Genomic DNA, 21,362 nt, shown 5'->3' on the forward strand with positions numbered 1-21,362 from the left:
GCGCCCGGTTTCGGCCGCCCTGGTCGTGGTTGTTGCCCTGGCCGGCCTGCTTGTGACCGGGCGGTGGCTGCAGCCGCGCCTGGAGGGCAGGAGGACGGCCGCGGCCACGACGCAACCGCTGCCGACCTCGCCCGCTCCTACCAGCCCGACCCTGGCCACCGGCCGGCCGGCCGAAGGGTCGAGTGTCACCAGGGTCGTGGCCACCAGCTCCCAGGTGGACGCCATCGCGGTCACCCGGCAGGCGGTATGGCTGGCCGTCGGCGGCCTGGTCCTGCGCGTCGACCCGGCGACCGGGCGCGGGCTGGCCGTGCCCGGCGTCGAAGCCGGGGAGCCGCCGGTGGTCAGCCTGACGGCCGGGGCCGGGGCCGTCTGGGCGGTGACCAGCGCCGCCGGTCTGCTCCGGATCGACCCGCGCACGGCCCGGCTCACCGCGTCGCTGCCAGGCCCGGTGAGCGCCGTCGCCGCCGGCGCTGGCGGGGTCTGGGCGGTGTGCTGCCAGGGTCGGGTCCGGCGCGGCCGGCTCACCCGCCTCGACCCGGCCAGCGGGCGGGTCATCGCCGCCGTCGGCCTCCCCGGCCGCCCGCTGGCCGTAGGGGCCAGGCCGGGCGCGGTGTGGGTCCGTGGCGCCGAGGGCTGGCTGTGGCGTGTGGACCCGGCCCGCGGCAGGCAGGCCGGCGCCATCCGGCTGCCAACCGTCCCCGACAGTGCCGAGCTGCCCGGAGCGGTGGTGGTCGCCGAGAAGGTGGTCTGGGTCAGCGACCCGGGGGTTGCGGTTGTGCGGCGGGTCGACCCCCGGAGCGGGACCGAGGACCGATGGGAGGCCGACGGGCGCGACCTCGCGGTGACGCCCGGCGGGATGGTCTGGGCGACCAGCGACACCCGGCTGCTCGGCCTGGGCGGCCCGCAGGTGCGTGGCCCTCGCCGTAACCTGCACGAGCTGGGGACGGACCGGATCACCGCGGCGGCGGCTGCCGAAGATGGCGGCCTGTGGCTGGGCACGCCCCAGGGCCTGTTCCACGTCGACCAGAGCGTCCTGCGCCAGGGATAGCCAGCCAGGTGACCGAGCAGGAGGTCCGCGAGCTCCCCTGCTCTCCGTCGAGGTGCGCCCGGAGCCTGCCGAGATCGACCCGGGTCGCCTTCCCCGGTTCGTCAAGGCGTCGGGGCCCGTGCTTCTGGTGCACGGCCTGCTCGGTGGCGGCGAGCCGGCCGTCAATCCGACTTGACGGCGGGCGGGTGGCGGTATGGGGTCCGAGCCTGCCCGGGGTGGGGCGACCCGCTAGCCGGACGCCGCGGTGATGGCGGCCTTGGCGAGGGTACGGGCGCCGGTGGCGGCGGCGGGGTCGCGGTCGACGGCGGCGGCGGAGATGGCGCCGTCGAGCAGGACCTGGAGCTGGGCGGCGAGGACGGCGGGGTCGTGGGCGCCGGCGGCCTTGGCGAGGTCTTCGAGGAGCTGGCGGAGGGCCTGGCGGTGCTGGACGATCTTGGCGTGGGCCGGGTGGTCGGGCTCGCTGCGCAGCTCGGTGGCGGCGTTGGCCACGAACGAGCCGCGGAAGCCGTCCTCGGCGAACCAGGCCTCCAGCTCGTCCCAGAGGCCGTCGAAGCGGTCGGAGGGGTCGTCGCCGCGGCGGTCCATGGCGTCGGCCAGGCGGTGCAGCCACAGGGTGCTCCACTGCTCCAGGGCGGCCGCGACCAGCGCGTCCTTGCCTCCGAACTGGCGGTAGAGGGTCATCGGGGCCACATCGGCCTGGCCGATGATGCGGTTCACGCCGACCGCGCCGATGCCCTCGGAGTGGAACAGGGCGGTGGCCGTGGTCAGGATCCGGTCTCGGGGCCTGGCAGACACCATGACGGCTAGGCTACTCCTTGCCGAGTCGGGGGACGAGAGAAAACTCTCTCTATTCCTGGACGCTGTCAAGTCAAGGCGAACAGCAGCTCCTTGGCCTGCTCGAGGGAGGCGGTGGCGCCGGCCTCGCGGAAGAAGGTCATGGCCCGCTCCAGCTCGACCCGGCCTTCGGTGGGTCGCGTCGGGAGCAGGTGGCGGGCGGCGGCCAGGCGGGCGCCGGCCTCGTCGGGGCGGCTGCCGATCTCGGCGTAGATCCGGGCCGCCCGCGCCGGGTCGCCGCCGGCGAACGCCCGGGCCGCGTCCAGCCAGCGCGAGGGCACCACGTCGTCCAGGGCCTCGACGGGACGGTCCAGCTCGACCAGGCCGATCGCCAGGTCGACGCCCAGCTCGGGCTTGAGCAGCCGCCCGCCCAGGGTGGCCAGCAGCTCGTCCAGCAGCTTGCCGGCCTCGGCCTCCCGGCCGGCGGCCAGCAGCACCCGGGTCCCGAAGGCCAGCGCCGGGTCGACGTTCAGGCGGTCGCCGGTCTCCCTGGCCAGGGCGACCGCCCGCCCGGCGTCGTCAAGGGCCTGGCCGAGCTGGCCCCTGGCCAGCCGGATGCGGCCCCGCCACAGCCGGCACTCGCTCTCCATGTAGTGGGGGGCGCCGCTCTCGCCGTCGGGCGCCACCGAGTCGGCCACCCGGATGGCCTGGTCCCAACGGCCGCTCCAGTAGTGCTCGCTGGCCCGCTCCAGCTCAAGCCAGCGCAGGCGCAGGGCCGAGCCGAAGCGCTCGGCCGCCTCCCAGGCCGCCCAACGGGCGGCGAAGCAGCGCCGCAGGTCGCCGAGGAGGGCGAAGCAGAAGGCGAGGTTGGTCTGCCAGGGGATGACGCTGGAGGACCCGTCGGCCTCGCACAGCGCGTTGCAGCGCTCCAGGTCGGCGATCCCGCCGGGGTCGCCGAGGTTGACCCTGGCCGCCCCGATGGTGCCGAGGGCGGCCGCCTCGACGTCGCGGTCGCCGAGGCTCCGGGCCATGGCCAGCCCCTCCCGGGCGATCTGGAGGGCGTCGGCGTTCCGGTCGGCCACCAGCAGGTGGATCATGCCGTGGCTGAGCACGACCGCCTTGCTCCGGGACGGGGGCGCGTCGGCGACCAGGGACAGGGCCCGTTCCATGTGGGAGGCCCGCTCCTGGCCCTTGGCGTAGGCGAGCTGGCCCAGGCGGGCCTCGGCCTCGGCCGCCCGACCCCGGTCGCCCCGGGCCAGCAGCCCGTCCCGGGCCCGCACGAGCAGGTCCTCGCCGGTGCCCTCGCCCAGGCACTGGGCCTCGCCGGCCCGCAGCTCGAGATCGGGGCGCTCGGGGTCGTCGGGCGGCCAGATGGCCAGGGCCCTGGCGTAGTAGCGGGCGGCGGTGACGTGCGCCCCCAGCCCCGAGACACGGTCGCCGGCGTCCCGCAGGGCCAGCCGCGCCCGCTCCGTCAGGTCGCCGGGGGCCTGCCCGGCCGCGCTGGCCAGCTCCAGGGCCCGCCCGTAGTGGTGGGCCAGCAGCTCGGAGCGGTCGGCCGACAGCGACTCCAGCCAGGCGGCGGCCCGCCGGTGCTTGCCGGCCCGCTCCAGCCGCGGGATCTGGCCGTAGGCGACCTCGCAGACGAGCACGTGGCGGAAGCCGTACTCGCGCTCGCCGGCCATCGAGGCCCGCCCGGCCCGGTACAGGAACTCCTTGGCGGCCAGCCGCTCCAGGCAGGCCTCGACCTCGGCCCGGGTCCGCCCGCTGACCGCGGCCAGGGCCCCCACCCAGCCGACCCGGCCCAGCACCGAGAGGTCCTGCAACGCGGCCTTCTCCTCGGTGGGCAGGGCGTCCAGGCGGGCGGCGATGATGGCGTGGACGGACTCGGGCAGGGGGAGCTCGACCGGGCCGCGGGCGTCGGGCATCGGCGGATGGTCGCGCACCATGCGCACGTACTCCTCGGCGAACAGGGGGTTGCCGCCGGCCGCGGCCACCAGGGCCGGGCCGACGCCGGTGGGAAGCCGGTGGGAGGCGAGGAGGGCCTCGAGCAGGTGGCCGGTGTCGGCCTCCGACAGCGGCTCCAGCTCGATGGCCAGGGCCGCGCCGTCGTTGCCGGCCAGGCCCGGCCGGCGCGCCAGCAGGTCCTTGCGGGCGGTGGCCACGACCAGCAGCGGAGCCGCCGGCGGGGTCCGCGGGTGCAGCGGCCGGCCGTGCCGGTCCGGGGTGGGGTGGCCGGTCGGCTCCAGCAGCTCCTCGACGAAGTCGAGCAGGGCGTCGTCGGCCCAGTGGAGGTCCTCCAGCACCAGCACCAGCGGCCGCCGGTTGGCCAGCCCGTACAGGAAGCGCCGCCAGGCGGTGAACGCCTCGTCGCGCCGGCCGTCGCGGTTGGCGGTGGCCACGGCGCCGTTCTCGGCCGAGCCGGCGAGCTCGTCGCCCTCGCCGACCAGGCCGCGCAGGTGCCCGGTGACCCACTCGACCGCGGCCGGGTCGTCGGCCAGGGCGTGGGCGACCACCCTGGACAGGCGCCGGCCGACCCGGTCGGCCGAGTCGTTCTCCATGATGCCGGCCTCGGCCTTGACGATCTCGGCCAGGGCCCAGTGGGTGATCCCGCCGCCACCCTGGGAGGAATGGCCCTCGTCCCAGGGCGAGGAGCGGCCCTGCCGCCAGGTCACCAGGTCGTCGGCGGCGTCCAGGGCCCGGCCGAGCTCGGCCACCAGCCGGCTCTTGCCGATGCCGGGCGGGCCGAGCAGGGTGACCAGCTGGGGCTGGCGCCCGGTCTTGGCCCGCTGGAACGCCTCCAGCAGCTGGCCCAGCTCGCGGTCGCGGCCGACCAGCGGCACCGGCCCGGCGGCCAGCGCGTCCATCCCGGTGCGGTTGCGCGGCTCCAGCGCGCTCCACACGCTCAGCGGCTTGGCCCGGCCGGCCAGGGCGATCAGGCTGGGCGGGCCGTAGCTGATCGAGCGCTCGGTGGCCCGGCCGGTCGTCTCCGACACCAGCACCGTCCCGCTCGGGGCGGCCTGCTGGAGCCGGGCGCAGGTGGCCACCGGGTCGCCGGCGACCCGCACGCCGTCGGTGACCAGGGCCTCGCCGGTGGTCACGGCGACCCGCAGCTGGATCCCGCCCCGATTCTCCGGGGGGCTACTCTTGAGCCCCCCGGACCCCTCGCCGGCGAGGGCGTCACGGATGGCCAGGGCGGCCCGCACGGCCCGCTCCGGGTCGTCCTCACGGGTCTGGGGGACGCCGAAGGTGGCCATGGTGATCCCGCCGATGGCCTGTTCCACGGTGCCGCCGAAGCTCACGACCTCGGCCCGTACCCGGTCCAGGTGGCGGTCGAGCATGGTGGAGACGTCCTCGGGGTCGCGCTCCCCGGCCTCGCCGAACGGCTCGTCGATCTCGGCGAACAGCACCGACACGAGCTTGCGCTCGACGCTGCCGCCGCCCTCGCCGGCCACCCCGGCGCCGTGGTCGGCGGCCGCGGCTCGCTCCTCGGCCTCGGGGTCGCCCGAGCGGGCCGGGACCAGCAGGTCGAGGGCCGGGTCCTGGGCGAGGATGGCCTGCTCGAGGCGCTGCAGGCCCACGCTGGGCTCGATCCCGAGCTCGTCGACCAGGATCTTGCGGGCCGCCCGGTAGGCGGCCAGGGCGTCGGCCTGGCGTCCGGAGCGGTACAGGGCGAGCATGAGCTGGCCGTGGAGGTGCTCGCGCAGCGGGTACACCCGGACCAGTGCCTCCAGCTCGGCCACCAGCTCGTGGTGGCGGCCCAGGGCCAGCTCGGCCTCGATCCGGGCCTCGGTGGAGGCGACCTGGAGCTCCTCGACGCCGACCAGCTCCGGCCAGGCGAGGTCGGCCGAGGCGGCCACGTCGGCCAGGGCCGGGCCGCGCCACAGGGCCAGCGCCTGGCGGAGCAGGTCGGCGGCCCGGGCCGGGTCGCCCTCGGAGAGGGCCTGGCGGCCCTCGCGGTCCAGGCGCTGGAAGCGGTGCAGGTCCAGGCGTTCGGGGTCGACCCGGAGCAGGTAGCCCGGGTCGCGGGTGACCAGGGTGCGAGGCGGGCCGGCGCCGTTGCCGGGCTCGATCGCCTTGCGCAGGGCGGCGACGTGGTTCTGGAGCGACTGCTTGACGGTCGGCGGCGGCTCCTCGCCCCAGACGGCCACGATCAGCTCCTCGGTGGACACCACCTGGTTGGGGTGGAGCAGCAGCTTGGCCAGCAGCATCCGGTGCTTGATGCTGCCGAGCCGCAGCGGCCGCTCACGCTGGCGAGCCTCCAGCGGGCCGAGGAGAAAGAAGTCGATCGTGCCTACCACCACGCCGACCTACGATCGTTTGCCTTGGTTGCCTGGATCCTCTGGCTGAGGCCGTATGAACCGAATACGCGGGAGTGTATATGCCATGCCACCGAATACCTAGTCGCGAGCTTGGGCGTAGACGAGCTGGGTGAGGGGCTCGGCCGGCCCAACCTGCTCCAGCCGCTCCCGGATGGCCGCCGGCGGCTCGGGCAGCCGGGTGTCCAGGTCGCGCACCCAGGCGGCGACGGCGCCGCCGGGGTGGTGGCTGGGTGGGGCCACCACCCAGCCACCCCAGCCCCGCCACTCGGACCTGGCCAGCCCCCATGGGCGCTGGCTGGCCAGGCCCATCGGGGCGAAGAGGAAGTGCCAGGTGTCGCCGGTCCGCACCAGCGGGCCGGCCGAGCGGAGAGCCTGGGCGAGCACCGACCAACGGGCGGCGTCGCCGGACGAGCCGTGCACGATCAGGGCGTCGAAGCTGGCCCCGGTGGCCAGGCCGACGTTGGCCTCCGGGAAGCGCCGCCACCACCAGGTCAGCCGCATGGGGTCGGTGGAGGCGTCGGCGGCGCCGTGGGCGGCCAGCGGGTGGGCGCCGACCCTGGCGCAGGCCGGCTCCCCGCACGAGCAGGTGACGGCGGTGGTCCGCCGGGTGCGCACCACGTAGTGCAGGGGGACGACGGGCAGGCCGCGGCGGGCGTAGTCCAGGGCGGCCAGGTAGCGCAGGCCGGCCTGGGGGAACCGGGACATCGCCACATCCTTTCGCGCTCGGCGCCGGACGGGACAAGCCTGCCGGGGCCCGCCAACGAGTCGCTCACGGCGGCCAGGCCCTTTACCTGCCCGGTCCCGCTACCTATGCTCGCCAGCGTGCAGCCTCTCCGAGCCGAGGGTGGGTCGCGATGAGCGAAGACCGGGTCGAGATCGAGCGCCGGGAGATCGAGCAGGAGATCAGGGGCCAGACCCTGTGCGACCTGCTCGCCGACCACGCGGCCGGTCACGGCGACGCGCCGGCCATGTCCTGGAAACGCGACGGCGCCTGGCAGACGCTGTCGTGGCGCGACTACCGCGAGCGGGTCGCCGAGGTGGCCATGGGCCTGGCCGGCCTGGGGGTCGGCAAGGGCGACTTCGTGGCCATCATGGCCACCAACCGGCCCGAGCACGTCCTCGCCGACCAGGCCGCCATCCACGCCGGGGCCACCCCGTCGAGCTTCTACTTCACCCTCGCCCCCGAGCAGATCCAGTACGTGGCCGGGCACTGCCAGGCCAAGGTGGCCGTGCTCGAGGACCGGGACATGCTCAAGCGCTGGCAGGAGCTCCGCGACAACCTGCCCGCCCTGCGCTACGTGGTCCTGCTGGACGGCGCCGCCGACGACGACGGGCCGGGCGTGCTCGGCTGGGACGAGCTGGTCCGCCGGGGCCGCGAGGCGCTGGCCGCCGACCGCTCCGGCTTCGAGGAGCTGCGCGGCCGGGTCGGCCCCGAGGACAACGCCACCCTGCTCTACACCTCCGGCACCACCGGCCCGCCCAAGGGTGTGCTCCTGACCCACCGCAACCTGCTCTTCGAGTGCACGGCGCTGCGGCGCCTGACCGAGCTCGACTTCGAGGGCAGCTCGGTCTCCTACCTGCCCCTGGCCCACATCGCCGAGCGGGTGCTGTCGATCTACGTGCCGCTGACCCTGCGGACCCACGTCTGGTTCTGCCCCGAGCCGACCCAGGCGGTCGAGTACGTCCGCGAGGCCCGGCCGACGTTGTTCTTCGGCGTGCCCAGGGTGTGGGAGAAGGTCCGGGCCGGCATCGACGCCAAGCTGGCCGCCGAGGAGAACGAGCGCAAGCGCAAGATCGCCCAGGCGGCCCTGGCCGCGGGGCGCGAGGTCGTGCGCCGCCAGCAGAAGGGCGAGCCGGTGCCCTTCGGGCTGCGGGCCCGGCACGCCGTGCTCGAGCGGCTGGTGCTGGCCAAGGTCCGCCACGCCATCGGGCTGGACCGCTGCATCTTCGCCTCCAGCGCGGCCTCGCCCCTGGCCGTGGACGTGGCCGAGTACTTCGCGGCCCTCGGCCTGCCCCTGGTCGAGGTGTACGGCATGACCGAGACCACCGGGGTGGCGACCGGCAACCGGCCCGGCAAGGTCAAGATCGGCACCGTCGGCCCGGCCCTGGCCGGGGTCGAGGTGCGGCTGGCCGACGACGGCGAGGTGCTGGTCCGGGGGCCGGTCAACACCCCCGGGTACTTCCGGCAGCCGGAGGCGACGGCCGAGCTGATCGACGCCGAGGGCTGGCTGCACACCGGCGACGTCGGCGAGATGGACGGCGACGGCTACCTCAAGATCGTCGACCGCAAGAAAGAGCTGATCATCACCTCCAGCGGCAAGAACCTGTCCCCGGCCAACATCGAGGGCCTGCTCAAGGAGCACCCGCTGATCGGCCAGGCGCTGGTCTACGGCGACGACCGGCCGTACGTGGTCGCGCTGATCGTGCTCGACCATGAGCTCGCCCCCGGGTGGGCCGCCCGCAACGGCCTCGGCACCGCCGACCTGGCCACCCTCGCCGGCCACGAGCAGGTGCTCACCGAGATCCAGCTGGCCGTCGACGGCGCCAACCAGCACCTGGCCCGGATCGAGCAGGTCAAGCGGTTCGAGGTCCTCCCGGTCGAGTGGACCGCCGAGAGCGAGGAGCTCACCCCCACCCTCAAGCTCCGCCGCCGCATCATCCACGCCAAGTACGCCGAGCGCATCGACGCCCTGTACCAGGGCTGACCCCGCGCTCAGCGGCGCAGCGTCCTGACCCGGCGGCGGGCCTGGACGGCGTTGGCCACCGCCATCAGGTCGTCGCCGTCGCCGCCCGCCCCGGTCCCGCTCCCGGGTCGCCGCACGCTCTCGCCCAGGTCGGCCCAGAGCACCGCCCACGCCGCCTCCGGCCGGACCGGCTCCTCCCGGGTCGGGGTCGGGGGAGGCGCCGGGTCGGCCGCGGCCTGCGGCGGCTGGGCCGCCGGCTCAGGCGGGGGCGGGGCGGGGCGGGCGGCCGCCTTGGACGGGGGGGCGCCGAGGAGGCGTTCGGCCACCGCCTGGAGCATGGGCTCGACGAAGACGGCCCGGACGGCGGCCTCGCCCGACGGGCCGCCCTCGCCGGCGAACGAGCGGATGGCCGAGCGGACGGCCGCCTCGCCGTGGCCCCGCCCGGCCAGCGCCCTGGCCACGGCCTCGACCAGCGGGTCCCCGAAGCCGGCGGGGCGGCGGCCCGAGCCTGGCGGCGGCGCCGCCGGCGAGGGCCGGGCCTCTTCCCGCGTCCGGGACGGTGGCGCGGGGGGCTCCGGCGGTGGGTCGGGCTGGCGGTTGGCCGGGTGGGCGGCCAGCCCCGCCCGCTGGGCCCGCTCCAGTTCGGCGTGGCGGCGCAGCCAGAACTGCAGCGGCGCCGTCTCCGGGTCCAGGTCGCGGGCCTCGGAGACGCCGTGCTCCTCGTACAGGTGGCGGAAGAGCGCCTCGGGGCTGTCGATGACCTCGTGGTCGGCGTCGGCGAACATGATGCCCCCTGCATTCGAACGTCTGTTCGAGTCTAGCAGCCATGTCCAGCCCAACGCTCCGACAACAATAGCCTTCTTGACAACAAATTTGATCGGCACTAGGGTGCCGCCATGCTGGACGTGGCGGTGATCGGGGACCCGGCGGCGGCCGAGGTGTCGCTCGACCCGGTGCGGGCGCGGCTCCTGGCCGAGCTGGCCGAGCCCGCCTCGGCCACCATGCTGGCGGCCAGGGTGGGCCTGCCCCGGCAGAAGGTGAACTACCACCTCCGGGCCCTGGAGCGGCACGGCCTGGTCGAGCTGGTCGAGGAGCGGCGCAAGGGCAACTGCACCGAGCGGGTGCTGCGGGCCACGGCGGCGTCCTACGTGATCTCGCCGGCGGCCCTGGCCGCGGTCCAGCCCGACCCGGACCGCGCCCCCGACCGGGTGTCGGCGGCCTGGCTCCTGGCGGTGGCGTCCCGGCTCGTCCGCGACGTCGGCGACCTCATCGCGGGGGCGGCCGCGGCCCGCCGGCGGGTGGCCACCTTCGCGGTCGACGGCGAGGTCCGCTTCGCCTCGGCGGCCGACCGGGCCGCCTTCGCCGAGGAGCTGGCCGGGGCCGTCGCCGCCCTGGTCGCCCGCTACCACGACCCGGCCGCCGCCGGTGGCCGCGGCCACCGCCTGGTGGTGGCCCTCCACCCGAGCATCCCCCCCGAGACGAAGGAGCCCTAGCCCATGCCGCGCGAGTTCGAGCTGCGCAAGGCGATCACCCTCGACGCCACCCCCGAGCAGGTCTGGGAGGCGATCGCCACCGGCCAGGGGATCGACGCCTGGTTCATGGGCGTCAACCAGGTCGAGCCCCGCGAGGGCGGCCGGACGGCGATGACCATCGCCGGGCACACCGAGGAGGGCGTCGTCACCGCCTGGGAGCCGCCGCGCCGCTTCGCCTACCGCGGCGGGAGCCCCGACGGCGCCCAGTTCATGGCCTTCGAGTGGCTGATCGAGGGCCGCGACGACGGCACCTGCGTGCTCCGGCTGGTCCAGAGCGGCGTCCTCGGCGACGACTGGGACACCGAGTACGACGCCCTCACCAGGGGCTGGGACATGTACCTGCACACGCTCGCCCAGTACCTCGAGCACTTCCGCGGCCGGCCCGCCGTCCCGGTCATGGTCATGCTCCCGGGAGCGGGCGACGCCGGGCGGGTCTGGCCGGTGCTCTCGGCCGGCCTGGGGCTGAGCGGCCCGGCCACCGAGGGGGACAAGGTGCGCCTCACCCCCGAGGGCCTTGACCCGATCGACGGCGTGGTCGACTGGGTGTCCCCGGAGGCCCTGGGGGTGCGCGGCGACGGCGGGCTGTACCGATTCATCCGCGGCTACGAGGGCACGGTCGCCGCCGGGCACCACCTGTTCGCCGGCGACGTGGACCCGGAGGCGGCCCAGCGGGCCTGGCAGGGCTGGCTCACCCGGCTGTTCGAGACGAGCTGAGGCGACGAGGAGGCCAACCGAGATGACCGACCCCACCACCCAGGCCGGCGACAGCGGCTACGCCCCGGTGAACGGCCTCGAGATGTACTACGAGGTCCACGGCAGCGGCCGGCCGCTGCTCCTGCTCCACGGCAACCTGTCCACCATCGGCGTCGACTTCGGCGGGATCATCCCCTCGCTGGCCAAGCAGCGCCAGGTCATCGGCGTCGAGCAGCAGGCCCACGGCCACACCGCCGACATCGACCGCCCCCTGTCCATCCAGAACTGGACGGCCGACACGGTCGCGCTGCTACGCCACCTGGGGATCGGCCAGGCCGACGTGTTCGGCTACAGCTCCGGGTCGGCGGTGGCCCTGCAGCTCGCCCTCGACCACCCCGAGCGGGTCGGCAAGCTGGTGCTGGCCTCGTTCAGCTGCCGGCTCGACGGCCTCCACCCCGGGCTGATGGACAACATCTCCGAGCTCAAGCCCGAGCACCTGGCCGGCACCCCGTTCGAGCAGGACTACGCCCGGGTCGCCCCCAACCCGGGCGACTGGCCGAAGCTGATCCAGAAGATCACCCAGATGGACGCGGACCTGCCCGAGTGGACGGCCGACCAGATCCGGGGCATCAGCGCCCCGACCATGCTGGTCATCGGGGACTCCGACATCGTCCGGCCCGAGCACACCGTGGAGATCTTCCGCCTCCTCGGCGGTGGGGTGCCCGGCGACCTCCACGGCCTGCCCCGCTCGCGGCTGGCCGTGCTGCCCGGCACCACCCACGTCACCCTGGTGCAGCGGACCGACTGGCTGGCCTCGATGGTCGGCGAGTTCCTCGACGCCGAGGTCGGCTGAAGATCTCGGTGGGGTCCCCCCGGGGCGGACCGCGGCGGGCGAGGTCAGAACCCGCGCTGGGCGAGGAGGGCGCCGGTGGCGAGCCAGGCGGCGCCGTGGCGGAGGTCGGTGGCGAGCTGGCGGTTGCTGAGGTAGCCGTCGCCGGAGACGAAGCGGGCGGTGGCCGCCTCGGCCAGGAGCACGGCGAAGCGGAACTCGACCCCCGACCCGGTGGTGTCGGCGCGCCAGCCGCCCGGGCCGCCGGCGCCGTCGCCGCCCCAGGCCTGGTCGGCGGCGGCGTACAGGTAGGCGCCGGCCCTCCAGCTGGGGATGGGCCGGGTGGCGGCGATCTCGGCCGCCGACTCGGCGATGGCCAGGGCCAGCGCCCACAGCGGCTGCAGGGGGCCGGGGAGGGGGGCGACCGGCGCCCGGGCGGGGGCCGGCGGGGGCGGGTGGGTTCGTCGCATGGGACCGTCCTCACTCCAGCTGGCGTGCGGATCTCCGCAGCATGGGACCGCCCGCTAACCGGATCCTCACGTCACACGCCCGTTCACACGCCGGTGCCGGATGCTTTCCACCGACCCCCATGCCCAAGGAGGAGCAGATGAGCACCACCACCACCCAGACCGCCCAGCCGGACCTGGCCGCCGTCAAGGCGCGCCAGCAGAAGATGTGGGCCAGCGGCAACTACGCCGCCGTGGCCGCCCGGATCGTGCCCATGGCCGAGCACCTGGCCGAGGCGGCCGGCCTGCGGCCCGGCGACCGCGTCCTTGACGTGGCCACCGGCAGCGGCAACGCCGCCCTGGCCGCCGCCCGCTACGGCTGCGAGGTCACCGGCGTCGACTACGTCCCCGAGCTGCTGGAGCGCGGCCGGGCCCGGGCGGCGGCCGAAGGGCTGGAGATCACCTTCGCCGAGGGCGACGCCGAGGACCTGGCCTTTCCCGACGCCTCCTTCGACGCCGTCCTGTCCGTCCTTGGCGTCATGTTCGCGCCCGACCAGGAGCGGGCCGCGGCCGAGCTGGTCCGCGTCTGCCGCCCCGGCGGCACCATCGGCCTGGTCAACTGGACCCCGGCGGGCTTCATCGGCCAGCTCCTCAAGACCGTCTCCAAGCACGTGCCGCCCCCGGCCGGGGTCCGGCCGCCTCCCCAGTGGGGGACCGAGGAGCGCCTGCGCGAGCTGCTCGGCGACGCCGTGTCGCGCCTGGAGGTCACCAAGCGCAGCCATGTGTGGCGCTTCCGCTCCCCCGAGGACTTTGCCGGGTTCTTCAAGGACCAGTACGGCCCGACCCGCAAGGCCTTCGAGGCCCTCGACGAGGCCGGCCAGCGGCGGCTCTGGGACGACCTGACCGCCCTGGCCCGCGAGCACGACACCGAGCGGGGATTGACGGTGGCGATGCCCGCGGAGTACGTGGAGGTGATCGCGACCCGCGCGTAGTTCCAGGGAGCCTGCCGTGGTGAGGATCCGCCTGCTCGGCCCGCCGGCCATCGAACGAGATGATGCGCCGGCGGTGCCGCGCGGCCGCAAGACGTGGGCCCTGCTGGCCTACCTGCTGCTGACCGACCAGCCGCCCAGCCGCCGCCACCTGGCCGAGCTGCTGTTCGGCGAGGCCGACGACCCGCTGGGTGCGCTGCGCTGGTCCCTGGCCGAGCTGCGGCGGACCCTGGGGCGGCCCGGGCTGTTCGCCGGCGACCCGGTCGCGACCGGCCTCGGCGAGGACGTGACGGTCGACCTCCAGGACGTCACCGGCGAGCCGGCCGACCCCGGGCGCCTGCTCGACCTGGGCGGCGAGCTGCTCGACGGCCTCAGCGTCGCCGGCAGCCCGATGTTCGAGTCGTGGCTGGTGGTGGAGCGCCACCGGCTCACCTCCATGGCCGAGGCGCGGCTGCGGCAGGCGGCGCTGGCCCTGCTGGCGGCCGGGCAGGCGGCCGAGGCGGTGCCGTACGCGGCCCGGGCGGTGGCCCGCAACGCGCTGGAGGAGGGCAACCACGAGCTGCTGGTCCGCAGCCTGGCCGTCTCCGGCGACCGGGCGGCCGCCCTCCGGCAGGTGGCCGTGTGCGAGGACCTCCTCCGGCGCGAGCTCGGGGTCGAGGCGTCGCCGGCGCTGCGGGACGCGGCCGACGCGCCGCCCGGCTCGCCCCGGAGCCGGCCGGCCAGCGGGCGCGCCGCCGTCGCCAGCCAGCTGGAGGCCGGTCGCGCGGCCATCGCGGCCGGCGCCGTCCAGGCCGGGATCGACTCGCTGCGCCGCGCCTGCGCCGACGCGGCCGCCTACCCCGACCCCGCGCTGCAGGGCCGGGCCCTGGCCGCGCTGGGCGGCGCCCTGGTCCACAGCATCCGCGGCCGCGACGAGGAGGGCGCCGTCGTCCTGCTGGAGGCGGTCCGGCTGGCCACCGAGGCCGGCGACCGCGAGACGGCCGCGACCGCCTACCGCGAGCTCGGCTTCGTCGAGGTGCAGGCCGGCCGCCGCCAGACGGCCGACACCTGGCTGTCCCGGGCCGAGGCGGCGGCCGAGACCGACGTCGAGGTCGCCGCCGTCCTCGGCGTGCGCGGCATGAACGCCTCCGACATGGCCGACTACCCGGCCGCCTTCCGGCACCTGCACGGCTCGGTCGAGCGGGCCCGGAGCGCCGCCGACCCGCGCCAGCAGGCCTGGTCGCTGGCCATCCTGGCCCGCGCCCACCTGCTGCGCGACGAGCGCAGCCAGGCCGGGGCGGCGCTGGCCGAGTCCCTGGAGCTGGTCCGCGCCGAGCGCTGGATGGCGTTCCTGCCCTGGCCGGAGGCGCTCCAGGCCGACCTCGACCTCCGTGCCGGCCGGGTCGAGGCCGCCGCCGACCAGCTCGAGCACGCCTGGGCGCTGGCCTGCCACATCGGCGACCCCTGCTGGGAGGGCATGACCGCCCGCGGCCTCGGCCTGCTCAGCGCCGCCCGGGGCGACCACGCCGCGGCCAGCGCCTGGCTGAGCGAGGCCCGCACCCGCTGCAACCGGACCACCGACCGCTACCAGTGGGTGAGCGCGTACGTGCTCGACGCCGTCGTCGAGGCCGCCCTGGACCGCGACGACCTGGCCGAGGGGGCCCGCCTGGCCGACGCCCTGGCCTCGCTGGCCGCCCGCTGCGACATGCGCGAGCTGGTCGTCCGGGCCCACCTGCACCGCGGCCGCCTCGGCGACTCCTCGGCCCTGGCCACCGCCCGCCTGCTGGCCGCCGGCCTCGACAACCCGGCCCTGGAGCCCCTGCTCGACGGCCGGCCCGCCGCCAGCCGGGCCTAGGGCGCGGGCGCGTCAGGCCCGGTCCCGGAGCCGTTCCAGGCCGTCCAGGAGCAGGTCGAGGGCGAACTCGAACTCGAGCTGGTCGTCGCAGCCCGGGCCGACGACCGACCCCTGGTCGTGGGTGATGGCCAGCATCAGCTCGGTGATGTGGGGGAACGCGGCCAGGGCCTGGAGGACCTCCGGGCCCGGGGCCGCGCCGGCGTCGGCCGAGTCGTCGAACAGCTCCTGGGTGAACCCGAACAGGCGGCTGCCCATGGCGTGGATGGCGTGGTGGGTCAGGTCGACCGGGAAGCCACCGGCCCGGAACATCCCGATCATCGAGTCCATGTAGGCCAGCACCGTAGGCCAGCACCGTCGGGGTCGGGTTGGTGCGCGACTCGAGCACCCCCGGCGCCCAGGGGTGGCGCAGGAGCGCCCGGCGGGCCGAGAGCACCCGCCGGCGGACGGCCGGCTTCCAGTCGGTCCCGGCGGCCGGCGGGTCGATCTCGCCCATGACCATGCGGGGCCTGCCGTACGCCGTCCGCCCGCAGTTCGGGCTGCGCCGGCCGAGGACCACGCGGCTCGGCGGCGACGTGGCCGGGCGGGTCGAGGCGGTCGGCAGGGCCGTGGCCCGGCTGCGCCCGGGCGACGAGGTGTTCGCCGACGTCACGACGGGCGGCTTCGCCGAGTACGTCTCCATCCCCGAGGACGTGGTCGAGGGCAAGCCGGCCAACCTGACCTTCGAGCAGGCGGCGGCCGTGCCCCTGGCCGCGCTGACCGCCCTGCAGGGCCTGCGCGACCACGGACGGGTCCAGGCGGGCCAGCGGGTCCTGATCATCGGCGCGTCCGGCGGCGTCGGCACCTTCGCCGTGCAGCTCGCCAAGTGGCTCGGCGCCGAGGTGACCGGCGTCTGCAGCACCAGGAACCTGGAGCTGGTCCGCTCGCTCGGTGCCGACCGGGTCGTGGACTACACGAAGGAGGACTTCGCCGGCAACGGGCGGCGCTACGACGTCATCTTCCAGCTGGCCGGGACCCGCTCGCCGTCGGACTGCCGGCGCGCGCTCACCCCCAGGGGGACGCTCACGCTGAGCAGCGGCGACTCGGACGGCCGCTGGATCGGGCCCATCGACCGGATGGTCAAGGCGGTCGTGCTGTCGCCGTTCGTGCCCCAGCGGCTGGGCGCGTTCCTGGCCAGGCCGAGCCGGGCCGACCTGGCGCTCGTGCGGGAGCTGATCGAGGCGGGCACGGTCACCCCGGTGATCGACCGGACCTACCCGCTGCCCGAGGTCGCCGACGCCATCCGCTACCTGGAGACGGGCCGCGCCCGGGGCAAGGTCGTCGTCACCGTTCCCGCGAGGTCCCGGTGACGACCACCTGGCCGGTCATGCCGTCGTGGAGGGTGCAGCGGTAAGGGTAGGTGCCGGGCTGGTCGAAGGTGTGGGCGTAGGACCCGCTGCGCTGGGGGTCGCCCGAGCTCCAGCCGTCGGCGGTGACGTCGTGGGGGACGAAGCGGTCCTTGAACTCCCAGGTGACGGTGGTGCCGGCCGGGACCTGGATGGCGGCGGGGGAGAAGTGGTTGTTCTCGGCGGCGACCTCGGTCACCCCGGTCACCGGGGCGGCGGCGCCGGCGCCGCCGCCCTCGTCGCCGCCGCAGCCGGCGAGGACCACGGCGGCCAGGGCCAGGGGGACCAGCAGGGCGGGGAGGCGGCGCACGGCGGTCACCAGCCCCGCCGCGGGCGGCCCTCGAGCTGGCCGACCCGCTCGCGGACCCGGCGGCCGAGCAGCTCCAGCTCGGCCGGCCCCAGCCGGCGCCGCAGCTCGGGCAGGAGCAGCGCCTCGGCGTCGCGGGCGTGCTGGCGGAACACCTGCATGAGGACCCGGACCTTGCCGTCGTAGCCGCGGTCGGCCGGGAGCATGCCGCCGAGCTCGACCATGACCAGGTCGAGCAGGTGGTCCTGCTGGAGCTGGCGCTCGATCTCGGGGTCGTGGCGCCCGGTGCACGCCTGCAGGGCCGGGTAGAGCAGCTCGTCCTCGACGGCGACGTGGGTGGCCAGGGCGGCCGCCATGGCGGCGACGGCCTGGCGGCGGCCGGCGTGGCTGCCCTCGGCGGCCTCGTAGGCCTCGAACTGCTGCTCGACCCGCGCGTGCAGGGCGAGCAGCAGCCCCGGGTCGAGGGGGATGGCGTAGGCCTGGGTCATCGGGATGCCTCCGTGTCGTGGTTCCTGGTGACACGACGATGGTCCCGCCGCCAGGGGGGTGGCGGCGTCGGCCCGCGGGCGGCTCTGCGGCTACGCCGGCCGGGGCACGCCGGCGGGGCGCGCTGCCGCCGGAGGCGTAGGCGGCGGGTCGCGGCTACGCCTGGGGGCGGCCCAGCTCGTCGGGGCCGGGACCGGCCAGGGGGCGCTCGCGGCCGGCCTCGCGCCGCTGCTCGACCGCGGTGCGGGCCAGGGAGGCGACCCCGCGCACGGCCAGGAACCCGGCCACCAGCGGCGCCATGACCAGGCGGGGGTCGCGGGCGTAGCGGCGGCAGTAGAAGCGCAGGGCGCTGCGGTGGTGGTGGACCACCTTGCGGTAGGGGGCGCTGCGGGTCGACCCGCCGACCACGTGCTTGACCTCGGCCAGGGGGTCGAACACGACCCGCCAGCCGGCCCGGTGCAGCCGCAGGCAGGCGTCCATCTCCTCGAAGTACATGAAGTAGCCGGGGTCGAACCCGCCGATCTGCTCGAAGGCCCGGCGGCGGACCAGCATGCAGGCCCCCGACACCCAGTCGACGTCCAGGGGCCGGCTGCGGTCGACCCCGGCCATGTGGTAGCGGCGGGTGGCCGGGTTGTCGGGCCACAGCGGGGCCAGGGCGGCGTGGGCGGCCCCCATCAGCAGCGACGGGAACCGGCGCCCGGTGGGGTAGTCGGAGCCGTCGGGGTTGGCCAGGTGGGGCCCGACACAGCCGATCTTCGGGTCCGAGGCCGCGGTGGCCAGCAGCCGCCGCAGCGACCCCGGCGACAGCCAGGTGTCGGGGTTGACGATCAGCAGCCACGGCGCCCCGGTGATCTCCACCCCGGCGTTGATGGCCCGCGACAGCCCCACGTTGGCGTGGTTCTCCAGCACCTTGGCCCCGTAGCCGCGGGCGATCTCGACGCTGGCGTCGGTGGAGGCGTTGTCGACCACCACCACCTCCAGCGGGTGCGGCGCCGCCGCCCGCTCCAGCGACCCCAGGCACATGGCCAGGTCGCGGGCGCTCTGGAAGGTCACCAGCACCACCGCGACGGCGGTCTCGGGCGGCGTTGGCGGGTTCGGCACCATGACGAGGATCCTAACGAGCCGCGCCAGCGAACGTTTTCTGGACGTGAGCGACCCGGGAGAACCTTACCGCCCCATGGACGGGCAACAAGCCTGTGTCTTCTGCGGCCGGCAGCGACGCCGCCTGACGCGCTGAGCAAGGCATTCTCACCGGGCGTGGGCGATGTTAGGCTCGGCCGGCCGACGGCGGCCGAGCGAAAGGGGCATCCCATGGTCCGGTTCAGCTACGTGCAGACCCCCGACTACCCCCTGAGCGACTCGATCGACATGATCAAAACCGCCGACGACCTGGGCTTCTACGCCTGCTACAGCGTCGACGAGATCTACCACAAGGACATGTGGCTGCTGTTCGCGGCCGCGGCCGACAAGACCCGCAACATCCGCATGGGGCCCAACGTCACCCACGTGATCCTGCGCGAGCCCACCCTGATCGCCCAGCAGCTGGCCACCCTGGACGAGCTCACCGGCGGCCGGGCCGAGGCCGTGGTCAGCTTCGGCAACCTGGTCATGCTCAGCCAGTACCACGTCCAGTGGCAGGGGAGCCGCCCCCTGGCCCGGGTCCGGGAGGGCCTGGGGGTCATGCGGACCCTGCTCGACACCGGCAAGATCGACCACCAGGGCGAGTTCTTCAACTACTCGGGCCTGTTCACCGCGGCCCGGCCGGTCCAGGAGCGGGTGCCGCTGAAGCTGGGGGCGATGGGCGGGCCGCGCAGCTTCGAGCTGGCCGGGGAGATCGCCGACGGCATGCACCACGCCCTCGGCTACTCCAAGGAGAACTACGAGTACGTGGTCTCCCACGTCCGCAAGGGGGCCGAGAAGGCGGGCCGCGACGTCGCCGACCTCGACCTGGGCGCCTGGATCATCAGCGTGGTCGCCAACGACCGCGCCCTGGCCAAGGCGGCGGCCCGCATCATCGTCGCCTTCTACATCCCCTCCATGCCCCAGTCGCAGGTGGAGCGGCACGGCATCGAGTACGCCAGCCTGCAGCCGATCTTCGACGCCTTCGCCTCGGGCGACGTGGCCAAGGCGATCGAGCTCACCACCCCGGAGCTGGTCGACAAGCTGTCGGTCGCCGGCACCCCCGAGGAGGTCGTCCACCAGCTCAAGACCGACATCCTGTCCACGGGGATCAACCACGTGATCGCCGCCCTGGTCGACCCGGTCCTGGTCAAGTTCTTCTCCGGCCAGACCGTGGACGTGCCCGACGTGAAGAGCCAGCTGCGGCTGATCGCCGACAAGGTGATGCCGGAACTCGACTGACGGAGGTCAACGCCGTGACCAGGATCCCCGACGTCGAAGGCAGCGACCTCGTCCCCCGCGACCCCGACGTGCTCTCCATCGGCGACCGGGCGGCCGCCGAGGCGGCCACCCGCAAGCTGGCCGAGGGCTACGAGGACCGCGCCTGGGGCTGCATGTCGTCGCGGCACAAGTTCTGCCGCGAGCCCTGCCCCGTCTACCAGGTGACCCGCAACGAGCAGCACACCAGCTACGGCTTCCACGCCACCGTGGCCGCCATGTCCCAGGGCCTGGTCGACCTGGAGGACGCCTTCGAGCAGTACGCCTACTGCACCCAGTGCGGCGCCTGCGAGCTGCGCTGCCCCAACACCCTGTTCACCGGCGACTTCTACCGCAACCGGACCCAGCTGGTGCAGCTGGTCCGGGCCGTGCGGGCGGCCGGGGTCGAGGCCGGGATCGAGCGCGCCTCCTGGAAGCGCTGGAACGACGACACCGTCACCTTCCGCAACGAGATGCAGGGCGACCCGGCCCAGGTGGCCGGCTGGGCCGACGACCTCGACCTGCCCAGGGGCGGGGAGACGATCCTGTTCTGCGACTGCATGGCCGCCTACCGCCAGACCAAGGTCCCGCGGGCGGTCAGTCTGCTGCTGCGCGAGGCCGGGGTCGAGGTCGGGCTGATGAACGACCAGTGGTGCTGCGGCGGCCCGGCCCTGGAGATGGGCTACACCGACATCTTCGAGCAGTTCGCCCGCCACAACCTGGAGGACTGGCGCCAGGCGGGGGCCAAGCGGGTCGTCACCCTCGATCCGCACGACTACATCGCCTTCGTCGAGGACTACCCGCGGCTGTTCGGCGACTACGGCATCGAGGTGCTGCACGTCACCGACCTGCTGGCCGAGCTCATCGACCAGGGCAAGCTCAGGCTGGAGCGGCCGGTCCCGGTCAGCGTCACCTACCACGACCCCTGCCGGCTCAACAAGCGCCGCGGCATCTGGGAGTCGCCCCGAAAGATCCTGCGGGCCATCCCCGGGCTGGAGTTCCGCGACGTCGACCACGTCACCCAGTGGGCGATGTGCTCGGGCGCCGGCGGCGGGCTGCCGCTGGCCCTGCCCGACGTGGCCGAGAAGGTCGCCCGCAACCGGCTCGAGGCGGCCGCGCCCCTCGGGGCCGACGTGCTCGCCTCGGCCTGCGTCTGGGCCGAGGACCACCTGGAGCGGGTCGCGGCCGCCGACGGGCAGATGCCGGTGGTCGACATCACCGTGCTGGCCGCCATGTCGGCCGGGCTGCTCGATCCCGAGCCGTGGCTGGCCGAGGTCGCCCGTAACCGGGGGGGTCCGGGGGACCGCCGGGGTGGTCCCCCGGAGAATCGGGAGGCGGGCCCATGACCGTCACCTACGCGCCCGTCAACCGGGAGGCCGTGGCCGAGCTGGTCGACATCTGCGGCACCGAGCGGGTGATCGTCGCCCCCCAGGGCCGCCTCGTCCGGGCCATGGTGCCGGCGCCGTTCCCCTTCCACCGCTGGGCCGACGAGGCCCCCGAGATCGCCGTGCTGCCGGAGACCACCGAGGAGGTCGTGGCCATCGTCAAGCTGGCCAACCGGCTGCGCATCCCGATCGTCCCCCGGGCCGGCGCCACCGGCCTCAACGACGGGGCCAAGCCCAACCGGGGCGGCATCGTGGTCGACACCAAGCGGATGAACAAG

20 protein-coding genes are annotated in these 21,362 nt (G+C 75.2%); 11 read left to right on the forward strand and 9 right to left on the reverse strand.

Features of this window, described 5'->3' with window-relative positions:
* Nucleotides 1-1,048 (forward strand): hypothetical protein (locus VF468_01335; protein HEX5876965.1); only part of this gene is annotated, 1,048 nt, incomplete at its 5' end.
* A gap of 228 nt (nucleotides 1,049-1,276) precedes the next feature.
* Here the strand turns inward: VF468_01335 and VF468_01340 are convergent.
* The 3 genes from VF468_01340 to VF468_01350 form a co-directional block, all read right to left on the reverse strand.
* Entirely contained in the window at nucleotides 1,277-1,846 is a 570-nt protein-coding gene (locus VF468_01340) for a TetR/AcrR family transcriptional regulator (protein HEX5876966.1), read from the reverse strand.
* A gap of 65 nt (nucleotides 1,847-1,911) precedes the next feature.
* The gene (locus VF468_01345; protein HEX5876967.1) at nucleotides 1,912-6,123 is read right to left on the reverse strand and encodes a BTAD domain-containing putative transcriptional regulator; all 4,212 of its coding nucleotides are present in this window, start codon (nucleotides 6,121-6,123) and stop codon (nucleotides 1,912-1,914) included.
* Between the two features lie 96 nt (nucleotides 6,124-6,219).
* Nucleotides 6,220-6,846, reverse strand: coding sequence for a bifunctional DNA primase/polymerase (locus tag VF468_01350; GenBank protein ID HEX5876968.1), 627 nt, complete (start codon nucleotides 6,844-6,846; stop codon nucleotides 6,220-6,222).
* 149 nt (nucleotides 6,847-6,995) lie between these two features.
* Here VF468_01350 and VF468_01355 point away from each other — a divergent pair, with 149 nt between their 5' ends.
* Nucleotides 6,996-8,846, forward strand: a complete 1,851-nt coding sequence (locus VF468_01355) for an AMP-binding protein (GenBank protein HEX5876969.1) — start codon at nucleotides 6,996-6,998, stop codon at nucleotides 8,844-8,846.
* Between the two features lie 8 nt (nucleotides 8,847-8,854).
* Here the strand turns inward: VF468_01355 and VF468_01360 are convergent, their stop codons facing one another.
* Nucleotides 8,855-9,610: a hypothetical protein gene (locus VF468_01360; GenBank protein ID HEX5876970.1), complete on the reverse strand. Its 756-nt coding sequence runs from the start codon at nucleotides 9,608-9,610 to the stop codon at nucleotides 8,855-8,857.
* 111 nt (nucleotides 9,611-9,721) lie between these two features.
* Here VF468_01360 and VF468_01365 point away from each other — a divergent pair, with 111 nt between their 5' ends.
* From VF468_01365 to VF468_01375, 3 genes are read left to right on the forward strand one after another with little or no spacing between them, the layout of a single operon-like run.
* The gene (locus tag VF468_01365; GenBank protein ID HEX5876971.1) at nucleotides 9,722-10,318 is read left to right on the forward strand and encodes a helix-turn-helix domain-containing protein; all 597 of its coding nucleotides are present in this window, start codon (nucleotides 9,722-9,724) and stop codon (nucleotides 10,316-10,318) included.
* 3 nt (nucleotides 10,319-10,321) lie between these two features.
* Nucleotides 10,322-11,071: an SRPBCC domain-containing protein gene (locus tag VF468_01370; GenBank protein ID HEX5876972.1), complete on the forward strand. Its 750-nt coding sequence runs from the start codon at nucleotides 10,322-10,324 to the stop codon at nucleotides 11,069-11,071.
* Nucleotides 11,072-11,093: 22 nt separating this feature from the next.
* On the forward strand, nucleotides 11,094-11,903 hold the full coding sequence (locus VF468_01375; protein ID HEX5876973.1) for an alpha/beta hydrolase: 810 nt from the start codon (nucleotides 11,094-11,096) through the stop codon (nucleotides 11,901-11,903).
* A gap of 44 nt (nucleotides 11,904-11,947) precedes the next feature.
* Here the strand turns inward: VF468_01375 and VF468_01380 are convergent, their stop codons facing one another.
* On the reverse strand, nucleotides 11,948-12,349 hold the full coding sequence (locus tag VF468_01380; GenBank protein HEX5876974.1) for a hypothetical protein: 402 nt from the start codon (nucleotides 12,347-12,349) through the stop codon (nucleotides 11,948-11,950).
* Nucleotides 12,350-12,486: 137 nt separating this feature from the next.
* On the opposite strand from VF468_01380, the gene VF468_01385 reads away from it, so the two are divergent.
* Both VF468_01385 and VF468_01390 read left to right on the forward strand, forming a co-directional pair.
* The gene (locus tag VF468_01385; protein ID HEX5876975.1) at nucleotides 12,487-13,317 is read left to right on the forward strand and encodes a class I SAM-dependent methyltransferase; all 831 of its coding nucleotides are present in this window, start codon (nucleotides 12,487-12,489) and stop codon (nucleotides 13,315-13,317) included.
* A 16-nt stretch (nucleotides 13,318-13,333) separates the two neighbouring features.
* Nucleotides 13,334-15,148, forward strand: coding sequence for a BTAD domain-containing putative transcriptional regulator (locus tag VF468_01390; protein HEX5876976.1), 1,815 nt, complete (start codon nucleotides 13,334-13,336; stop codon nucleotides 15,146-15,148).
* A 12-nt stretch (nucleotides 15,149-15,160) separates the two neighbouring features.
* Here VF468_01390 and VF468_01395 read toward each other — a convergent pair whose 3' ends face one another.
* Nucleotides 15,161-15,487, reverse strand: coding sequence for a TetR/AcrR family transcriptional regulator C-terminal domain-containing protein (locus VF468_01395; GenBank protein ID HEX5876977.1), 327 nt, complete (start codon nucleotides 15,485-15,487; stop codon nucleotides 15,161-15,163).
* A gap of 152 nt (nucleotides 15,488-15,639) precedes the next feature.
* On the opposite strand from VF468_01395, the gene VF468_01400 reads away from it, so the two are divergent.
* Nucleotides 15,640-16,494 carry an NAD(P)-dependent alcohol dehydrogenase gene (locus tag VF468_01400; protein HEX5876978.1) on the forward strand — a complete coding sequence of 285 codons (855 nt, stop codon included), beginning with the start codon at nucleotides 15,640-15,642 and terminating at the stop codon, nucleotides 16,492-16,494.
* Here VF468_01400 and VF468_01405 read toward each other — a convergent pair.
* From VF468_01405 to VF468_01415, 3 genes are all read right to left on the reverse strand, one after another.
* On the reverse strand, nucleotides 16,469-16,849 hold the full coding sequence (locus VF468_01405) for a plastocyanin/azurin family copper-binding protein (protein HEX5876979.1): 381 nt from the start codon (nucleotides 16,847-16,849) through the stop codon (nucleotides 16,469-16,471). The genes VF468_01400 and VF468_01405 overlap by 26 nt on opposite strands.
* Nucleotides 16,846-17,325, reverse strand: coding sequence for a hemerythrin domain-containing protein (locus VF468_01410; GenBank protein ID HEX5876980.1), 480 nt, complete (start codon nucleotides 17,323-17,325; stop codon nucleotides 16,846-16,848). The genes VF468_01405 and VF468_01410 overlap by 4 nt, the downstream gene beginning before the upstream one ends.
* A 154-nt stretch (nucleotides 17,326-17,479) precedes the next feature.
* Nucleotides 17,480-18,427, reverse strand: a complete 948-nt coding sequence (locus VF468_01415; protein ID HEX5876981.1) for a glycosyltransferase family 2 protein — start codon at nucleotides 18,425-18,427, stop codon at nucleotides 17,480-17,482.
* Between the two features lie 207 nt (nucleotides 18,428-18,634).
* Between VF468_01415 and VF468_01420 the strand changes: the two genes are divergently transcribed.
* From VF468_01420 to VF468_01430, 3 genes are all read left to right on the forward strand, one after another.
* The gene (locus VF468_01420) at nucleotides 18,635-19,684 is read left to right on the forward strand and encodes an LLM class flavin-dependent oxidoreductase (GenBank protein HEX5876982.1); all 1,050 of its coding nucleotides are present in this window, start codon (nucleotides 18,635-18,637) and stop codon (nucleotides 19,682-19,684) included.
* Between the two features lie 14 nt (nucleotides 19,685-19,698).
* A complete protein-coding gene (locus tag VF468_01425) occupies nucleotides 19,699-21,045 on the forward strand; it encodes a (Fe-S)-binding protein (GenBank protein HEX5876983.1) in 1,347 nt (448 codons plus the stop codon).
* On the forward strand, nucleotides 21,042-21,362 hold a 321-nt coding region (locus VF468_01430; GenBank protein ID HEX5876984.1), incomplete at its 3' end, for an FAD-binding protein. The genes VF468_01425 and VF468_01430, both read left to right, overlap by 4 nt.

It is taken from the genome of Actinomycetota bacterium (genome assembly GCA_036280995.1).
Lineage (GTDB): Bacteria > Actinomycetota > CALGFH01 > CALGFH01 > CALGFH01 > CALGFH01.

Excerpts from the sequence above, each read along its gene's own strand:
- VF468_01420 (HEX5876982.1), top strand. The coding sequence starts at position 18,635 with ATGGTCCGGTTCAGCTACGTGCAGACCCCCGACTACCCCCTGAGCGAC.
- VF468_01355 (HEX5876969.1), top strand. The coding sequence starts at position 6,996 with ATGAGCGAAGACCGGGTCGAGATCGAGCGCCGGGAGATCGAGCAGGAG.
- VF468_01350 (HEX5876968.1), bottom strand. The coding sequence starts at position 6,846 with ATGTCCCGGTTCCCCCAGGCCGGCCTGCGCTACCTGGCCGCCCTGGAC.
- VF468_01365 (HEX5876971.1), top strand. The coding sequence starts at position 9,722 with ATGCTGGACGTGGCGGTGATCGGGGACCCGGCGGCGGCCGAGGTGTCG.
- VF468_01340 (HEX5876966.1), bottom strand. The coding sequence starts at position 1,846 with ATGGTGTCTGCCAGGCCCCGAGACCGGATCCTGACCACGGCCACCGCC.
- VF468_01410 (HEX5876980.1), bottom strand. The coding sequence starts at position 17,325 with ATGACCCAGGCCTACGCCATCCCCCTCGACCCGGGGCTGCTGCTCGCC.
- VF468_01360 (HEX5876970.1), bottom strand. The coding sequence starts at position 9,610 with ATGTTCGCCGACGCCGACCACGAGGTCATCGACAGCCCCGAGGCGCTC.
- VF468_01375 (HEX5876973.1), top strand. The coding sequence starts at position 11,094 with ATGACCGACCCCACCACCCAGGCCGGCGACAGCGGCTACGCCCCGGTG.
- VF468_01415 (HEX5876981.1), bottom strand. The coding sequence starts at position 18,427 with ATGGTGCCGAACCCGCCAACGCCGCCCGAGACCGCCGTCGCGGTGGTG.
- VF468_01370 (HEX5876972.1), top strand. The coding sequence starts at position 10,322 with ATGCCGCGCGAGTTCGAGCTGCGCAAGGCGATCACCCTCGACGCCACC.
- VF468_01400 (HEX5876978.1), top strand. The coding sequence starts at position 15,640 with ATGACCATGCGGGGCCTGCCGTACGCCGTCCGCCCGCAGTTCGGGCTG.
- VF468_01385 (HEX5876975.1), top strand. The coding sequence starts at position 12,487 with ATGAGCACCACCACCACCCAGACCGCCCAGCCGGACCTGGCCGCCGTC.
- VF468_01380 (HEX5876974.1), bottom strand. The coding sequence starts at position 12,349 with ATGCGACGAACCCACCCGCCCCCGCCGGCCCCCGCCCGGGCGCCGGTC.